The organism is Bacillus sp. EKM420B, assembly GCF_011065565.1.
Classification (GTDB): domain Bacteria; phylum Bacillota; class Bacilli; order Bacillales; family Bacillaceae; genus Bacillus; species Bacillus velezensis.
The window spans coordinates 213,728-229,761 of record NZ_JAAMNX010000001.1 but is presented as its reverse complement, the minus strand read 5'-3'; the positions used below and the strand labels follow the sequence as shown (position 1 = coordinate 229,761).

16 protein-coding genes are annotated in these 16,034 nt (G+C 48.4%); 3 read left to right on the top strand and 13 right to left on the bottom strand.

The genetic code is table 11. The features are described from left to right. Positions 1–13: 13 nt before the first annotated feature. On the bottom strand, positions 14–748 hold the full coding sequence (locus G9F48_RS01225) for a hypothetical protein (protein WP_070081619.1): 735 nt from the start codon (positions 746–748) through the stop codon (positions 14–16). 260 nt (positions 749–1,008) lie between these two features. On the opposite strand from G9F48_RS01225, the gene G9F48_RS01220 reads away from it, so the two are divergent. After that, positions 1,009–1,194 carry a YjzD family protein gene (locus G9F48_RS01220; RefSeq protein WP_032874447.1) on the top strand — a complete coding sequence of 62 codons (186 nt, stop codon included), beginning with the start codon at positions 1,009–1,011 and terminating at the stop codon, positions 1,192–1,194. Between the two features lie 36 nt (positions 1,195–1,230). Here the strand turns inward: G9F48_RS01220 and G9F48_RS01215 are convergent, their stop codons facing one another. From G9F48_RS01215 to G9F48_RS01170, 10 genes are all read right to left on the bottom strand, one after another. Continuing rightward, complete coding sequence (locus G9F48_RS01215) at positions 1,231–1,410, bottom strand: YjzC family protein (protein ID WP_003155070.1); 180 nt, start codon at positions 1,408–1,410, stop codon at positions 1,231–1,233. 75 nt (positions 1,411–1,485) lie between these two features. Beyond that, positions 1,486–2,457 carry an ornithine carbamoyltransferase gene (gene argF, locus G9F48_RS01210; RefSeq protein WP_165408901.1) on the bottom strand — a complete coding sequence of 324 codons (972 nt, stop codon included), beginning with the start codon at positions 2,455–2,457 and terminating at the stop codon, positions 1,486–1,488. Next, positions 2,445–5,540: a carbamoyl phosphate synthase large subunit gene (locus G9F48_RS01205; RefSeq protein ID WP_165408900.1), complete on the bottom strand. Its 3,096-nt coding sequence runs from the start codon at positions 5,538–5,540 to the stop codon at positions 2,445–2,447. The genes argF and G9F48_RS01205 overlap by 13 nt, the downstream gene beginning before the upstream one ends. Then, positions 5,533–6,591 (bottom strand): carbamoyl phosphate synthase small subunit, encoded by a 1,059-nt coding sequence (locus tag G9F48_RS01200; protein ID WP_165408899.1) that lies wholly within the window; start codon positions 6,589–6,591, stop codon positions 5,533–5,535. Before G9F48_RS01200 ends, G9F48_RS01205 begins: the two co-directional genes overlap by 8 nt. Positions 6,592–6,659: 68 nt before the next feature. Continuing rightward, the gene (locus G9F48_RS01195; protein ID WP_029973152.1) at positions 6,660–7,817 is read right to left on the bottom strand and encodes an acetylornithine transaminase; all 1,158 of its coding nucleotides are present in this window, start codon (positions 7,815–7,817) and stop codon (positions 6,660–6,662) included. Then, positions 7,814–8,590: an acetylglutamate kinase gene (gene argB, locus G9F48_RS01190; protein WP_015388454.1), complete on the bottom strand. Its 777-nt coding sequence runs from the start codon at positions 8,588–8,590 to the stop codon at positions 7,814–7,816. The genes G9F48_RS01195 and argB overlap by 4 nt, the downstream gene beginning before the upstream one ends. A gap of 14 nt (positions 8,591–8,604) precedes the next feature. After that, a complete protein-coding gene (gene argJ, locus G9F48_RS01185; RefSeq protein WP_165408898.1) occupies positions 8,605–9,822 on the bottom strand; it encodes a bifunctional ornithine acetyltransferase/N-acetylglutamate synthase in 1,218 nt (405 codons plus the stop codon). A gap of 22 nt (positions 9,823–9,844) precedes the next feature. Beyond that, positions 9,845–10,882, bottom strand: coding sequence for an N-acetyl-gamma-glutamyl-phosphate reductase (gene argC, locus G9F48_RS01180; protein WP_165408897.1), 1,038 nt, complete (start codon positions 10,880–10,882; stop codon positions 9,845–9,847). Positions 10,883–11,048: 166 nt separating this feature from the next. Then, the gene (locus G9F48_RS01175) at positions 11,049–11,591 is read right to left on the bottom strand and encodes an MFS transporter (RefSeq protein WP_003155082.1); all 543 of its coding nucleotides are present in this window, start codon (positions 11,589–11,591) and stop codon (positions 11,049–11,051) included. Further along, entirely contained in the window at positions 11,588–13,024 is a 1,437-nt protein-coding gene (locus G9F48_RS01170) for an FAD-binding oxidoreductase (RefSeq protein WP_165408896.1), read from the bottom strand. Before G9F48_RS01170 ends, G9F48_RS01175 begins: the two co-directional genes overlap by 4 nt. 342 nt (positions 13,025–13,366) lie before the next feature. Here G9F48_RS01170 and fosM point away from each other — a divergent pair, with 342 nt between their 5' ends. Next, complete coding sequence (gene fosM / locus G9F48_RS01165; RefSeq protein ID WP_156735296.1) at positions 13,367–13,789, top strand: FosM family fosfomycin resistance protein; 423 nt, start codon at positions 13,367–13,369, stop codon at positions 13,787–13,789. A 108-nt stretch (positions 13,790–13,897) separates the two neighbouring features. On the opposite strand, the gene G9F48_RS01160 is transcribed toward fosM, so the two are convergent. Both G9F48_RS01160 and G9F48_RS01155 read right to left on the bottom strand, forming a co-directional pair. Continuing rightward, the gene (locus tag G9F48_RS01160) at positions 13,898–14,206 is read right to left on the bottom strand and encodes a metal-sulfur cluster assembly factor (protein ID WP_094247082.1); all 309 of its coding nucleotides are present in this window, start codon (positions 14,204–14,206) and stop codon (positions 13,898–13,900) included. Between the two features lie 62 nt (positions 14,207–14,268). After that, positions 14,269–15,036, bottom strand: a complete 768-nt coding sequence (locus G9F48_RS01155; protein ID WP_094247083.1) for a prolyl oligopeptidase family serine peptidase — start codon at positions 15,034–15,036, stop codon at positions 14,269–14,271. A 120-nt stretch (positions 15,037–15,156) separates the two neighbouring features. On the opposite strand from G9F48_RS01155, the gene G9F48_RS01150 reads away from it, so the two are divergent. Then, positions 15,157–15,969, top strand: coding sequence for a Cof-type HAD-IIB family hydrolase (locus tag G9F48_RS01150; protein WP_165408895.1), 813 nt, complete (start codon positions 15,157–15,159; stop codon positions 15,967–15,969). The last annotated feature ends 65 nt before the right edge of the window (positions 15,970–16,034 follow it).

Genomic DNA, 16,034 nt, shown 5'->3' with positions numbered 1-16,034 from the left:
TGTATTCTATTCATTACAGGTCTTTTTCATGACTGCGGAAAAACCGGCAGATGGCTCTGTAAATACGTGCAGGGTTCTCAAGCAGGTGATACGTGATATCAGTCTTGCTTCCGGTCTTTTCCCGGGCTTCTTTATACGCGTTCGCATGCAGGGTGTACGGGTACGGCGCTCCGGTCGTTCTTTGCCATATATGTACCGGCACGCGGGTGCGGCAGCCGGTAATGGTCTGATAGCTCAGTGAGCTTGCCTCTTTTTCAGAAACACCGAAGCTTTGTGCCGTTTCCCTCAGAAACTGCTTATAAAAAAACTTATTTTCTTTCTCTGATTCAAAATGGGCTTGAAGATCAAGACAAGGATCTAACATTGCGGCTGAACGGATATGCTCCGGTGAAGACTGCAGCAATTGATCGGCGATGAGGGCGCCCATGCCTTCTGCGAGCAAATGTATTTTCGGATTGAGGGTTTCTTGTTTCAGCACATAATGAATCAGCTGCCTGGCGTAAAGGGCGGCTTTTTCCGAACCCCAATGCCGTCCGTATAAATTGCTGTTGAAAATGGTGTACCCTCTGTCAAGCAGCGTATTTAACAGCCGGTTTCTCCCTTCATGTTCGAGCCAAAAGCTTGAGTCCCGGCTGACAAAGTGGGTTCTGTCCCCCAGAATAAAGACACAGAAGCCGTTCGGCCGATACGGCAGATGGATGACGTTCAGCTCAGATCCGAATTGGAAAAATCTTTCCGTTATCCCCATGCCTGCCCGCCTCCTTTTACTCCTAATCTCTCTATTGGCTATCATATGTAAGAAGAATGAAAACGGATCGGATAAACTCCTATTTGCTGCTATGTTTTGGCTATTATCCCAAGCACGGGAACCGAATTTTCCGTCAGACGGCCGGACAGGCGGGCACATGTCAGTTTCAGGCGCGCTTTTTGATGAGAAAATGACCTTCCGCCCGCGCTTTATGTATGGTATGATACAACGTAGAATAAAATGAAGGACGAGGTGGAAACGTGCGGTTAGTTATCGGTTTTATTTGGACGTTCCTTTTAACACATATGGCCTGTTATTTGATCGCCTCCATGAACAGCGCGGCGTACAATTTCAAGCAATCATCCGTTATTGCCGTGGTTATTGCGGTGCTAGTCTTTGTTCTTGCGGAGATCATGCCTGTCAAACAGGATGCAAACCAGCATTAAATAAAAAAACCTGCTATTCAGCAGGTTTTTTTGTGTTCACGGTTTTCGTTGGTACGTCCACAATCTGTTGTGGTTTGAAGTTTCAGGGAACATTTCTCCCACCGTAAGCTTGATTTTTTGCGGGTTTTTGACCATGCTTCCCGTTTCGCCGATTTCAACGTACACACCGTTATTCGGCGCTTTTTGTCCCGGTCGGAATTGATGCTGCTGTCCCACGTCATTTCCTCCTTTTTCTTTTTTATGTAGTATGCGCTTGTATGCGGAGAAATATCAAAAACCGCTGAATGAGATTCAGCGGTTTTTTTGTTCATCCTGTTTGTAAAGAAGAGCTTTCAGGAGCGCTTTTTGCGCGTGAAGCCGGTTTTCCGCCTGCTGGAATACCGCAGAGTTCGGGCCGTCGATAATCTCGGACGTGACCTCTTCTTCCCGATGCGCCGGCAGGCAATGCAAAAATGTATAGTCGGGTTTGGCGAGACTGACGAGTGAGGCGTTGACTTGATACGGTGCAAACACATTCAGCCGCTGCTGCGTCTCTTCCTCCTGCCCCATGCTCGTGAAGACGTCGGAGTAAATCACGTCTGCATCCCGCACCGCTTCCTGCGGATTTTCGGTAAGGGTGATTTTCGCTCCGGAAACAGCCGCCGCTTCTCTCGCGGCATTCACTGCCTCTTCCTCTGCTTCATAGCCTTTCGGCGAAGCAACCGCAATGTCACAGCCCATTTTTGCGCAGCCGATCATAAGTGAATGCGCGACATTATTTCCGTCACCGATATAGGCGGCTTTTACTCCTTTTAATTTTCCTTTTATTTCTTGTATCGTTAACAGATCCGCGAGTGCCTGACACGGGTGATACCGGTCGGTCAGCCCGTTTATGACGGGAATGTCTGCATGCTCGGCAAGCTCTTCGACTTTTTCATGCTCAAAGGTGCGGATCATAATGGCATCAACGAAGCCGGACAGCACCTTCGCCGTATCCGCGACCGTCTCCCCCCGCCCAAGCTGCAGGTCGCTGCTTGAAAGAAATAGTCCCGTTCCTCCGAGCTGGGCCATTCCCGCTTCAAAAGACACACGTGTGCGGGTTGAAGATTTTTCAAAAATCATCGCCAATGTTTTCCCTTGGAAAATCGGCTGTATCGGATGTTGTTTTAATAATGAAGCTTCTGTCAAAAGCGCATTGATGTCTGACGGGCTGACATCTTTTAATGAAAGAAAATCTTTGCCGTACAAATGGGTTAATGTGTGTTCCGCTTTTATTGTGTGCATGATGCCACTTCCTTTTGATAAAGATCTTTGAGCGAAACAGGCTGAGGTTTGCCGGAGCCGCTTGCTAAAAATGCCTTTACGGTTTCCGGTTCAGTAAAGACCGTCACACCGTGCGTCATGGCTTCGATCCGTTGTTTACGCGCTTCTTCAGAGTGATTGAAATTAATATGGACCGCTTTATCCTTTCGCTCTGCCCATGCCGGGAACGCATCTTTGCATACGGTAAATCCCGCCTCTTGAGCCTGACGTTCCAATTCCGCATCACAGCCTTCCAGATAGATGCTGCCTTTTTTCTCCCAGACGTGCGCGTAGATTTTTTTCAGTGCGCTTTCTGCGTCAAACGCGACACACATGCCTTCTCCGGTCGACTTCATTTCCGGCCCGGGCTTTACGTCCACATCCTGAATGGCGTGAGAAGAAAAAACCGGGAATTTCACTGCAGTTCCGTGCTGATTTTGAACCTCGGGCTTGATATCTTTAAGGGAAGCGCCGGCCAGCAATCTGGCGGCAAGCGGGATCATCGGCACCCCCATCACCTTAGACACGACAGGAACCGTGCGGCTTGCCCGCGGATTCACTTCAAGAACGAGAATATCCCCTTTGTCATCAATGACAAACTGAATGTTCATAATGCCTTTAAAAGCCAGTTTTACCGCGATTTTTTCGGCGGCCTCTTTTATATTCCGCTGCATATCAGGTGTGACAGACGGCCCCGGAAGAATCGCAAAACTGTCGCCCGAATGGACGCCGGCCCGTTCAATGTGCTCTGTGTAAGTCGGCACGAATACTTCATGTCCGTCGGAAATCAGATCGATCTCCAATTCTTTTCCTGTAATGTACTGATCGATCAAAATCGGGTACGGCATGCCCGCTTCTTTTCCCAGCAGTTCTGACATTTGCGCTTCTGAATGAACGATGATCATGCCCATCCCCCCGATGACATAAGACGGACGGATCAGCACGGGGTAGCCGATCCTGCTTGCTTTTTCCGTTGCTTCTTCTTTTGAATAAGCCGTTTCGCCTTTGGCATGTTTGAGGCCAAGATCATCAAGCAGCTGATAAAACAGATCCCGATCCTCCAGCGCATCAAGGGTTTCAAAGGATGTTCCGAGCAGCGGAATGCCCGCTTTTTCCAGCGGTTCAGCGGCATTGATCGCGGTCTGTCCCCCAAACTGGACGATGGCAAAATCAATGTTTTCATGTTCCGCCACATTTAAAATATATTCTGTCGTCAGCGGTTCAAAGTAAAGCCGGTCGGCGATTTCATAATCCGTGCTTACTGTTTCCGGATTGTTATTGATCATAATCGTTTCATACCCCAGCTTTTGCAGGGTCAGGACGCCGTGGACGGCGCTGTAATCAAATTCCACTCCCTGACCGATGCGGATCGGGCCTGAGCCGATGATGAGGGCGCGTTTTTTCTCTTTTCGGCTGACATCTCCGTCGCTTTCCCCAAGGTAGGTGGAGTAGAAATAATTCGTCTTGGCATCAAATTCAGCGGCGCATGTATCTACGATTTTAAACGACGGGACGATGCCTGATTTCTTTCTGAGAGCACGGATGTCTTCTTCCGTTTTTCCCGTGAGAGATGCGATCATGACATCCGTGAAGCCTTTTACCTTCGCCTGCTTTAAAAGCGGGACAGACAGATGATCCCCTTCTTCCATCAGCTTGTTTTCCAATGTGATGATATTTCGGAATACATGGAGAAAAAACGGGTCAATTTTCGTTTTGGCATGGATATCTTCTATCGTTTCACCGCGGCTTAACAGTTCCATGACGACGAAAAATCTCCGGTCATCCGGCGTTACCGCTAATTCCCACAGCTGATTGATCGTACAGCCGCCGAGTTCAGGCAGGCGGGTGCCGATCGTTTTCAGTTCAAGGGAGGCCGCCGCTTTTTGAATGGCCGCTTCCATATTTCTTTCGATCGCCATGACCTCTCCCGTCGCTTTCATCTTCGTTCCGAGCGTGCGGTCGGCATGTTTAAATTTATCAAACGGCCAGCGCGGGAATTTGACGATGACATAATCAAGCGCCGGTTCAAAGCTTGCATAAGTAGAGCCCGTCAGCGGATTTTTCAGTTCGTCGAGCGTATAGCCGACGGCAAGTTTCGCCGCCATTTTGGCAATCGGGTAGCCGGTTGCTTTTGACGCGAGGGCCGATGAACGGCTGACACGCGGGTTCACTTCAATGACATAGTACTGTTTGCTGAACGGATCCAGCGCAAATTGAATGTTGCAGCCGCCGACCACATCCAGCGCCGAAATAATCGCCAGGCTTGCGGAACGCAGCATCTGATATTCTTCATCCGTTAACGTCTGGGACGGTGCGACGACGATAGAGTCTCCTGTATGCACGCCGACGGGATCGATGTTTTCCATATTGCAGACGGTGATGCATGTATGATTGCTGTCGCGCATGACCTCATATTCGATTTCTTTAAATCCGGCAATGCTTTTTTCGACGAGGCATTGGCTGATCGGGCTTGCTAACAGCGCCTGTTTAATAAGCGTCTGAAACGCTTCTTTCGTTTTCGTGATTCCGCCTCCTTTTCCGCCTAACGTGTACGCCGGTCTCAGAATAACCGGAAATCCGATAGACTCAGCGAAGCGGAGGGCGTCTTCTTCGTTGTCGACGATTTCGCTTTCCGGAACGGGCTGGTCGAGCTCTTTCATCAGGGCGCGGAACTGCTCCCGGTCTTCGCCTTTTTGAATGGTTTCCACCGATGTTCCTAAGAGCTTGACTTGATGCTTCTTCAGCACGCCTGCTTCTTCAAGTTTAACGGCTAAATTCAATGCCGTCTGGCCGCCCAAATTGGCAAGCAGACCGTCGGGTTTTTCTTTTTCAATAATGGCCTCGATGCTGTCGGTTGTGAGCGGTTCAAAATATATTTCATCGGCAAACGCCTCATCCGTCATAATCGTTGCCGGGTTGTTATTGACTAGAATAACGCGGTATCCTTCTTCTTTCAGAGCCATGCAGCCCTGCGTTCCTGAATAATCAAATTCTGCCGCCTGGCCGATGATGATGGGGCCGGAGCCGATGACTAATATGCTGGAAATGGTTGTATCTTTAGGCATGAGCGATTTCTCTCCTTGCTGGTATCACTTTCTCTAGAAATTCATCAAATATCCACTCGCTCTCAGCCGGACCGGGATGAGCTTCAGGGTGGAACTGGACGCTTAATACGGGAAGGCGCTTATGAATGAGCCCTTCCACTGATGTATCATTGACATGGTGAAATCTGATGGACAGCTCGTTTTCGTCAATTGACGCTTCATCGACGACATAGCTGTGGTTCTGGCTTGTCATAAACACCCGTTTCGTTTTCCGGTCAATGACGGGATGGTTGGCACCCCTGTGGCCGAACGGCAGCTTATACGTATTTCCTCCGAAAGCCAGGGCAATCAGCTGATGCCCGAGGCAAATGCCGAGTGCGGGGAAATCACTGAGTAAAGATGTAATCCGGTTCATGTACGGCGCAATCGCTTTCGGGTCGCCCGGGCCGTTTGAGAGCACAATTCCGTCAGGCTGAATGTCATAAACGGCATCCATCTGCTGATATGGAATGACCGTTACTTTACAGCCGCGCTTTACAAGTGACGAGGCGATTGATTTTTTATAACCGAAATCAATCAGCCCAATATGCCGGTCTCCGTTCCCCATTGAAGTGATGTCTTCAGACTGCGCCAGCTCCGCCGGGTTTTGTGTTCCGGATGCTGCGGGAATTTCTCCTGTTGTTGACACGGCAGCGTTCATCGTGCCGCCGGAGCGGATGGTTTTGACGACGGCCCGTGTATCCACTTCGGTTAAGAGCGGGACGTTCCATTTATTTAAATACTCTCTCAAGCTTGAGACTGCTTCATGGTGAGAAAAATGTTCACACGCTTCATAGACGGCAACAGCCTTGACTTGAGGAATTTTACTTTCAAGGTCTTTTTCATTAATTCCGTAGTTTCCGATCAGCGGATACGTAAAGACGATAATCTGCCCCTTATATGACGGGTCTGTAAGCACTTCCTGATAGCCCGTCATTCCGGTGAAAAAAACAGCTTCGCCAACACAGCGGGCCTCTTTTTCAAGTTCACCGCCGAATGATGTTCCGTCTTCCAATACTAAATAGCCTTTCATCTAAAGCCCACCTCTTGATGAATAATTAATTAAAAATATGAATTTTTATACTTTTATATCGAAAAAAATTACCGTTTCACTGCCGAATGCGCTTCGATCGCTGCTTTCAGCATACTGACGGCCGACAGCATTTCTTCTTCAGAAACCGTAAGCGGCGGGAGCAGCCTGATGACATTCGGTCCGGCCGGAAGCACGAGAAGCCCGCGTTCCTGCAGATCTCCGATGATGCCGGACACGGGACCTGCGCATTCAATGCCGATTAATAACCCTTTTCCGCGGATTTCTTTTACAAAAGGCCCTGTCAGTTCACGGTTCAGCTGCGCTTTTAAAAAAGAGCCTTTGTCTGCCGCCGCCTGGAGAAAGTCCGGCTGAAACACAATGTCCAAAGTTGCTTTCACAGCTGCCATGGCGAGCTTATTGCCGCCGAAAGTCGTACCATGCGTACCCGGCGTAAAGGCGTCGCCAAGCTTCTTTTTGCCGATCACGGCTCCGACGGGAAAACCGTTTCCAAGCCCTTTCGCAGCAGTGATGATGTCCGGAGAGATGCCGAAGTGCTCATAGCCGAATGCCTTGCCCGTCCGGCCGATTCCGGTTTGAATCTCGTCTGCGATAAGCAGCGCCTGTTTGTCTTTGCAAAATGTCTGTAAGGCTTCGATGAATTCCGGATCGGCGGGATTGACTCCCCCTTCTCCCTGCACCGTCTCAAGCATGACGGCGGCGATATCATCCTCTTTTGAAAGCGTGCTGAATGCCGACGGGTCATTAAACGGAAGATAGTGAAAGCCTTGGAGCATCGGTCCGAAACCGGTCTTGATTTTGTCTTGTCCGGTGGCGGCCATCCCCGCATAGGTCCGTCCGTGAAAGGATTGATGGAATGTTACGATTTTTGTCTTTCCCGTTGCTTTACGGGCAAGTTTAATGGCGCCTTCATTCGCTTCGGCTCCGCTGTTGCAGAAGAAAACGAGATCCCCCTCGCTATGTCCGGCAAGCTTTGCCGCGGCTTTTTCCTGAAGATCATTTTCAAACAGATTGGAAACGTGCCATACGCTGTCAAGCTGTTCTTTCACCGCTTCTGTCACCGCATCATGACAATGGCCGAGATTGGAAACGGCGATGCCCTGAATAAAATCGAGATACGTTTTTCCGTTTTCATCCTCTGCGATTGTCCCTTTCGCTTTTTTAATATCGATAGGCCAGCGGCTGTAGGTTTGAAATAGGCTGCTCATGACACGCTCTCCTTTTCTTTGACGATTTTTGTTCCTCGGAAGACTTGATTGGTGAAAAACGCTCCTTTTCCGTTTACGATCATCACTTCCGCGACATCTTCACTCAGTGCCGATAATGCCGAGTTTACCTTCGGAATCATCCCTCCTGAAATCACGCCGTCATCGATGAGGGCCTGAATCTCTTGCGGCGTCAAAGTATCCAGCCTGTTCTCTCCGTCCATAATTCCTTCGACATCCGTGACAAATAAAAGTTTATCGGCGTGTAAGGCTGAAGCGACGGCCGATGCCGCGGCGTCTGCATTGACGTTCAGCGTTTCGAAATCACTTGTCATGGAAAGCGGAGCGATAACGGGAATGATGCCTTCTTTCATTAATGCGTGAATGATTGACGGATCGGTTTTTTGTATTTCGCCGACTTCTCCGTATTTGTCTTGATTAAGGTAAGATGCTTGAAGGAGACCGCCGTCCTTTCCTGATATTCCCGCGGCTTTCAGCCCGTTTTTCGCGAGTTCGGTCACGAAAAATTTATTGATTGTCCCTGACAAGACCATTTCCGCTGTTTCCAGCACCGGTTTGGTCGTTTTCCGCTGTCCATCGACAAATTCCGTTTCAATCTGCAATGTTTTCAGCATTCTTGAAATGTCCGGGCCGCCTCCATGCACGACGGCAAGGTTCCAGCCCGATTGCATAAGCTCTTTTACATTTTGAAAAAAATCGGCGGATAACTCGCGGATTACGCTTCCGCCGCACTTAAAAACGATGGTTTTCTTCATGCCGCTCCCCTTTGTTATGTGCGATAGCTCGCATTGATTTTGATATAATCATAAGTTAAGTCACAGCCCCATGCCCGGCCGCTGCCGGAGCCTTCCTGCAGGCGGACTGCAATCGTAATCTCATCACCTGATAAGTACTCCTTGGCATCAGTTTCCGAAAACGGCTGAGGTTCGTTGTTTTTAAACAGACACTGACCGCCGAGGAAAACTTCCACTTGTTCGGCCGTTACGCTTGCCGCACTGTGCCCGATGGCGCCGATGATGCGCCCCCAGTTGGCGTCAGTGCCGTAAACGGCGGTCTTCACAAGGCTTGAGCCGACGATTTTTTTAGCAATAATATTCGCCTCAAGGTTATTTTTCGCGCCTTCGACTCTGGCTTCAATTAATTTCGTCGCTCCTTCACCGTCTCTGGCAATATCTTTGGCAAGGTCTTCGCATACAAGCTTTAACCCCTTTTTAAATGCCGGCCAGTCAGGGTGCTGCTCCGTCAGGCAATCATTCCCCGCGCAGCCGTTCGCCATCACAAGCACCATGTCATTCGTCGATGTTTCTCCGTCAACGGTGATTTGGTTAAATGAAACATCCGTAATCTCTCTGAGCGCGTTTTTGAGCGACTGTTCTTCCACGGCCGCGTCCGTTGTGACAAAGCCGAGCATTGTCGCCATGTTGGGGTGGATCATGCCGGAGCCTTTCGCCGCTCCGCCGATCGTGATGATGTCTCCGCCGATCACCAGTTCATAACACGTCTGTTTCGTCACTGTATCCGTCGTCAAAATGGCTTCTTCAAATGCTCCGGACACGGACGGCGCTTGACCGAGCTGTTCGATGCCCGCTTGAATTTTTTTCATATCTAAAAGCTCGCCGATCACCCCGGTTGACGAAACCGCAACAAGCTCCGGCTCAATGCCGAGCTGGCTCGCGAAGCCGTCCCGCATTTCATAGGCGTCCTTTAATCCTTGATCTCCCGTACAGGCATTGGCAATCGCGCTGTTGACGATAACCGCCTGAAGCACGGCCTCTTTTTTTAAGCTCTCTTGCGTCACTTTCAAGGGCGCTGCCTGAAAATGGCTCTGCGTATATACCGCCGCACTGACTGCAGGCGCTTCGCTGATAATCGCTCCGAGATCTTTTTTTGAATAGCGCAGACCGCAGTGCACGCCCTTTGCCTCAAACCCTTTCGGCGAGGATACGCCGCCTTTTATTTTCGTGATTTCCTCACTCAGCTGAATCATATTTTCGAATCCCTCTTTCGTTCTATGGATAGACTGGCGTCATCGTAAGTCCCGTTTCTTCCTGCCAGCCATTCATGATATTTAAATTTTGAACCGCCTGCCCTGCGGCGCCTTTCATCAGATTATCTATGACAGAAACGATGGTGGCACGGTTTGTTCTTTTATCCACGGTGACACTGATATCACAAAAATTGCTGCCGTATACCTCTTTCGTCGCCGGAAATTCACCTTCCGGCCTGATTCTGACAAAAAATGAATCTTTGTAGAATTCGGAATACAATTCTCTTACCTGTGCAGCAGACATTCCCGGAGGAGCCTCCGTGTACATCGTCGCCATAATGCCCCTTGTCATCGGCGCCAAATGTGCGGAAAACGTGATCGGACCTGTGCCGGGCTGCCATGCCGCCAATTGCTGTTCAATTTCCGGAGTATGCTGATGCTCATTAACCTTATAAATTTTGAAATTATCATTCAGCTCAGAATAATGAGTGCCCATGGATGCTTTTCGGCCGGCACCGGATACGCCTGTTTTCGCATCAACAATCAGAAATGAATCTTGTAAAAGCTTATTTTTCGCCAGCGGGGCGAGCCCGAGCAGCACAGCCGTCGGAAAACATCCCGGATTGGCAATCAGCTTAGCAGTCTGAATCTCTTCTTTTTGCAGTTCGGCTAAACCGTAAACCGCGCTTTGAATCGTTCCTTTCGGCGCGGCCTTCCGCTTATACCACTTTTCATACACGGCCGGGTTTTGAATCCGCAGATCACCGGATAGATCAATGACCGGGATGCCCGCCTCCGCCAGCCTGGGCGACCACTCTCCGGAAACGCCGGGCGGCGCGGCTGTAAACATGACATCAATTTCGTTTCGAATCGTTTCTATATGAAGCGGCTGAAGTGATTGTGACGCTATATTCCTCAAATGCGGATATGAAGCGGCATATTCTTTCCCTTCGTCGCTCGATGAATATAATATACAATCTTCTGTATAAGGGTGATGGTTAAGAATCCTGACAAGTTCGGCGCCTCCATAACCAGTAGCGCCTATAATACCTATTTTCAACGGGTTCACCTTCTTGGTTTTTGTGAAATTATTTAACATTATAACATGAATAAAAATTAATTCAATTGTATATTTAATATTTTTTCATTCATTTTCCATCTGTTTTCGCTGACAAAAAACCCCCTCTCGATTGAGGGGGGTTCATAAGAAAAACAGGCTGATCGGATCAGCCTGTTTTTTTCAGCATCATCAGCCCGCTTATAAAAAACAGCACGGAGCTGGCGTAAAAAATAATATAAACCGTAAAGAAATCAGCGAGAAACCCGCCGAGAATAATGGCGGCAGCTGAAAATACGGCCGTCCAGAAATGATAGCTGCCGACTTTTTTCCCCCGCTCCCCGCCGTCGGTGTAATCTGCGATCATGATTTTCTCGCCGTGTTTTTGCATGGCGCCGAAGAGGCCCAAAAGCACCTGCACAACATAAACCTGGTGCACGCCGGTAATATGCGGGAGCGTCAGAAGAAGCACCGCCATCCCCCACGAATTCGCCATCAGGAACCAGCGGGGATCCAGTCTTGCCGACAGCCGGCCGAGCAGCGGATGAATCAATGCGCCGCTCAGGCCGAACAAGCCGTATGAGAGACCGAATTGCGTGTAGCTGGAACCGATGTTTTTAATAAATAAAATATAAAACGGAAAGATCAGGCTGCCTGCAAAAAAGACACTGCTCTGAGACAGGATCAGCCATTTTAAATGGTTGTGTTTCATGATTTGTACCTCTGATAAAAATAATTCATAAACAAGTCATCGGGATCATATTTGTGTTTTTTCCGAAAGAACGTATCGCTTTTCGGATATGCCTCGCGCATCTGCTCTTTCGTTTGATACAGCATATACGGCAGATAATAACTGCCGCGGTGGCGCAATGCCGTATCCGTCATTTTTCTGACAATCCGCGCTGCACTCGTCTGGCTGTCTTTTGAAAACCCTTCATTGATTAAAAGAACGAGTGAAAACATGTCTTCCTTTGCGTATGACAGATCGGCTTTTTCATTTTTTTGCACGTAGCGGATCGTAATATTTACGAGATTGAGATCTTCATGTGACAGCGTCTTGCGTAAATCATGGATGTACGGCGCAAATTCGCCGACGGGCACGAAGTATTCTTGAAGCACGTCGGTGTTGTCCGTGTTTTCATATTCCAAAAACTTCGATTCTGACCGCATGACATTGTTCCTGGAGACTTTCACGCCGTTTTGGCTGAGAAAATAAGACTGCTGGGTGGACCAGAACCAATTTCTTCCCCAGTCATACCGGCGGGAGAGGCCGAGCGCGAATTTCGTCAGCGCCGGATGCTCATCTTCTTTCAGTTCATTGTGCCGCTTTAATTCTTTCTGGTTGTCTGAGAGTGTGTAATCAGTCACATACATATCGTGCAAAAAGCCTTTATCCCCTGTTGCGATCCGCGCGAGATGCATGCGCACGGCGGGGTTGCGCTGAACATGCTGCGTAAAATATTGACTGTATGTATCAGCGTTCATGCGTTTCGTTTTCATTTCATAAAGCTCATCATCCGTCAGCTCAATATCCGCGTCAAGGATGACGCCGAACAGGCCGTAGCCGCCGATGACGGCTGAAAACAGGTCATCTTTCGGAGTAACGGTGATGACTTTGCCGTCCGCCTTTAAAAGATGAAACGATTTGACCGTATCAATCAGCGAACCGTACCGGATATCCCGGCCGTGGGCGTTGGCGCTCAGTGAGCCCCCGATCGTAAAAATGTTTTGCGATTGCATGACTTTTACCGCGAGCCCGTACGGATTGACATAGCGCTGAATATCATTCCACGTCGCTCCCGCCTGCACTCTGATGATTTTTTTCTTTCGGTCGAGACCGAGTATTTTGTTGTAGCCCGTCATGTCGAGAACGATACCGTCTTCATAATACGTCTGGCCGCCCATTGAGTGCTGGGCGCCTGCGATTGAGATCTTCAGATGCTTTCTCTTTGCTTCCTTAATCGTTTCGACCAATGTTTCTTTCTCTTTTCCTTTGACCGTCTGCTTAATTTTCACGGGCATGAGACGGCTGACATCCGTCATTGTCCCTGCCTGCCGCTCCGGCTCTTTGTGAAAGGCGGAAACAGCGAACAGCGCCATATAAACAAGAATGCTAAGGATAATGAGAAGTAATTTTTTCTTCATGGGTTCCTCCCTCGCATGCAGCCGGTCTATTATATCATGCCTCCGTCCGTTTTTTTCCTTTTTAACCCGATACCGCAAAAACCCCCGAATGGCGGGAAACTCGGGTTTTTTAGTGACTTGCCCTTCTTTCCGCACGCCGGTCTGCAGCGACAAAGCAGACAAAACGGGCCCCGGCAGAATCATGTTTAGTACAGTTCAAAACGGTCATCCGGAAAACACCGGGCATAAAAAATACACAGAAATCCCTAAAAATGATTTTTTAGTCAGTATATAATCGATATATATGCAGATGTATTACCAAAGGGATTGTTTAAAACAAAGATGTTAAATGAGGTGGGGAAAATGAACATAAAAGGGATCAATCACCTTCTTTTTTCTGTTTCAGATTTGGAAAAATCTATAGAATTTTATGAGAAAGTATTTCATGCACAACTTCTGGTTAAAGGGCAAAAAACAGCATATTTTGATCTGAACGGGCTTTGGCTTGCACTTAACTTAGAGGCGGATATACCAAGAAATGAAATACATAAATCCTATACGCATACGGCCTTTACAATTGACCCAAAAGATTTTGATGCACTACTTCAAAGGTTAAAAAATCTAAATGTAAATATATTAAATGGGCGTCCTAGAGATAAGCAAGATCAAAAGTCAATTTATTTTACTGATCCCGATGGACATAAATTTGAATTCCACACAGGTACACTCCAGGACAGACTGTCCTATTACAAAAAAGATAAACCTCATATGAAATTTTATATATAAGGGTTCGTTTGCGATCCAAAACAAGCCCTCACTGTCACTTATATGCAGACAAAAGAAAAGCACCTACAAACTTTAGGATGTACCTAAAATCCGGGGTGCATTTTCTTATTACTGAATCCCTAATGCGATTTTTGCGTAGCGTGACATTTTGTCTCTTGTCCACGGCGGATTCCAGACGATGTGGACTTCCGTCTCTTTTACATCCGGAATGTCGGCGAGCGCTTTTTTCACCTCGTCGACGATGATCGGAGCGAGCGGGCACCCCATTGATGTCAGTGTCATCGTAACGTGCGTCAGGCCGTTGTCATCCATATCAACGTCGTATACAAGACCGAGATTGACGATATCGACGCCGAGCTCAGGGTCAACAACCTGCTCCAAGGCGCCCATGATGTTTTCTTTTAATGCTTCTTCCACGTTCCATCACTCCTTTTTCCTCAGTATAACGTAAAAGCGGGTATTGTTAACACCTTTGTGCTTTATAAATGCTTATCGAACCAGGCGACGGTTTCTAAAACGGCGTATCTCGGGACTTTATGATCAGCCCGTTCGTCTTTCAGAAACTGAAGATGGTCAGGCCGGCTGCTGTAATGAGGTTTAATCGTTTCATAAAAGCCGCGGGTCGGTGCATACGGAACGACTTTGTCTTGAACGCCGTGCCAGAACAGCAGCGGGCGGCTGCGGAGTTTTTCCGGTTCCAGACTGAGATCGAACGGTTTGAGCCGCGCAAACAGTTCGTCGACCTGTTCTTTTGTGACGTCAATGTCGATGTCCTGCTTTTGAATGTGGTCAATCTGCTGCTGAAAAAATGCCGTATAGTTCGGGCTTCCCATCAGACTGACGCCGGCTTTGACCCAATCATACGCGGCCATCGCGCCGAATGTCGTAATTCCGCCCATTGAGGTGCCCGCAAGACCGATCCGCCCGTCTTCAATCAGACCGCGCGCTTCAAAATCCTTTTTCAGCACGTCAAGCTCCTCGATTTCATTTAAGACAATGTCCCAAAAATGGACGGCGAGCTCTTCTGCTGACAGCTGTTCAGCGCGTTCACCGTGGTAAAGAGCTTCCGGCAGCACGGCTCTGAAACCCTTTTCAGCAAGCAGGTAAGCGAAATGAAGATTATGCTCCTTCGCGCTTGTAAAACCGTGAATAAAGAAAACAAGGGGAGCGGGATGGTCCCGATTTTCTTCTTTTACAATATGTAAAAACGGAATGCCTGATACAGTTTGATGATCAATAAGAATCACGTTGACTCCCTCCTTAGGATAACCATAATCATAAGTGTAACATGTAGACAATAAAGATGGTAAAAAGCTACACTGTACATAAGAGAAAAACAGCAAATTATATGACAAAAGGAGTTATTTATGGAGACAAAACCTTACCTCATCGCCTTAGATCTGGATGGAACCTTATTAAAAGATGATAAAACCATTTCCCCTGAAACGGCACGGACGATTCAGACGCTGAAAGAAGCGGGCCATCATGTCTGCATCTCAACCGGCCGCCCTTTCCGTTCCAGTTCGATGTATTATGACGAGCTTGGGCTGACAACGCCGATTGTCAATTTTAACGGAGCGTTTGTCCACCACCCGAAAGACGAGTCATGGGGGCGCTACCACACATCTCTATCTGTCAATGTGGTCAGACAGCTTGCCGAACTTACAGAGACCTATCAAATACATAATGTGCTCGCTGAGATCATTGATGATGTGTACTTCCATTATCATGATGAGCATTTAATTGAGGCGTTTCATATGAATACGGCGAATGTCACATTCGGCGATCTGCGCGAAACGGTCAAAGAGGATGTGACGTCCGTATTGATTCACGCGAAGGAAGAGGACGTCGCGGACATACGCGCGCATTTATCCGATGTGCACGCCGAGGTCATTGACCACAGAAGATGGGCGGCTCCTTGGCATGTGATTGAAATTATTAAACACGGGATGAATAAAGCGGTCGGCCTGAAGAAAATCAGCGACTATTACCAAGTGCCGAGAGAACGGATCATCGCGTTCGGCGACGAAGACAACGATCTTGAAATGCTCCGATTTGCCGGGTGCGGCGTAGCGATGGGAAACGGCACGGATGAAGTCAAACAGGCCGCCGATCGCGTCACGGGTTCAAATGAAGCGGACGGAATCGCCGAATTTTTAAAATCCTATTTCTCCCTGTGAGGTTTTCCCGCTCATAACACAAAGCCTTCCGCCCATACTAAAACAGACGACTCATCTCGTCTAAA

What these genes read in the sequence shown, in the direction of transcription:
- G9F48_RS01175 (WP_003155082.1), bottom strand. Translation starts at nt 11,591, where the DNA reads ATGAAACACAACCATTTAAAATGGCTGATCCTGTCTCAGAGCAGTGTC.
- G9F48_RS01195 (WP_029973152.1), bottom strand. Translation starts at nt 7,817, where the DNA reads ATGAGCAGCCTATTTCAAACCTACAGCCGCTGGCCTATCGATATTAAA.
- G9F48_RS01205 (WP_165408900.1), bottom strand. Translation starts at nt 5,540, where the DNA reads ATGCCTAAAGATACAACCATTTCCAGCATATTAGTCATCGGCTCCGGC.
- G9F48_RS01150 (WP_165408895.1), top strand. Translation starts at nt 15,157, where the DNA reads ATGGAGACAAAACCTTACCTCATCGCCTTAGATCTGGATGGAACCTTA.
- G9F48_RS01170 (WP_165408896.1), bottom strand. Translation starts at nt 13,024, where the DNA reads ATGAAGAAAAAATTACTTCTCATTATCCTTAGCATTCTTGTTTATATG.
- argJ (WP_165408898.1), bottom strand. Translation starts at nt 9,822, where the DNA reads ATGATTCAGCTGAGTGAGGAAATCACGAAAATAAAAGGCGGCGTATCC.
- fosM (WP_156735296.1), top strand. Translation starts at nt 13,367, where the DNA reads ATGAACATAAAAGGGATCAATCACCTTCTTTTTTCTGTTTCAGATTTG.
- G9F48_RS01200 (WP_165408899.1), bottom strand. Translation starts at nt 6,591, where the DNA reads ATGAAAGGCTATTTAGTATTGGAAGACGGAACATCATTCGGCGGTGAA.
- argF (WP_165408901.1), bottom strand. Translation starts at nt 2,457, where the DNA reads ATGCACACAATAAAAGCGGAACACACATTAACCCATTTGTACGGCAAA.
- G9F48_RS01225 (WP_070081619.1), bottom strand. Translation starts at nt 748, where the DNA reads ATGGGGATAACGGAAAGATTTTTCCAATTCGGATCTGAGCTGAACGTC.
- argB (WP_015388454.1), bottom strand. Translation starts at nt 8,590, where the DNA reads ATGAAGAAAACCATCGTTTTTAAGTGCGGCGGAAGCGTAATCCGCGAG.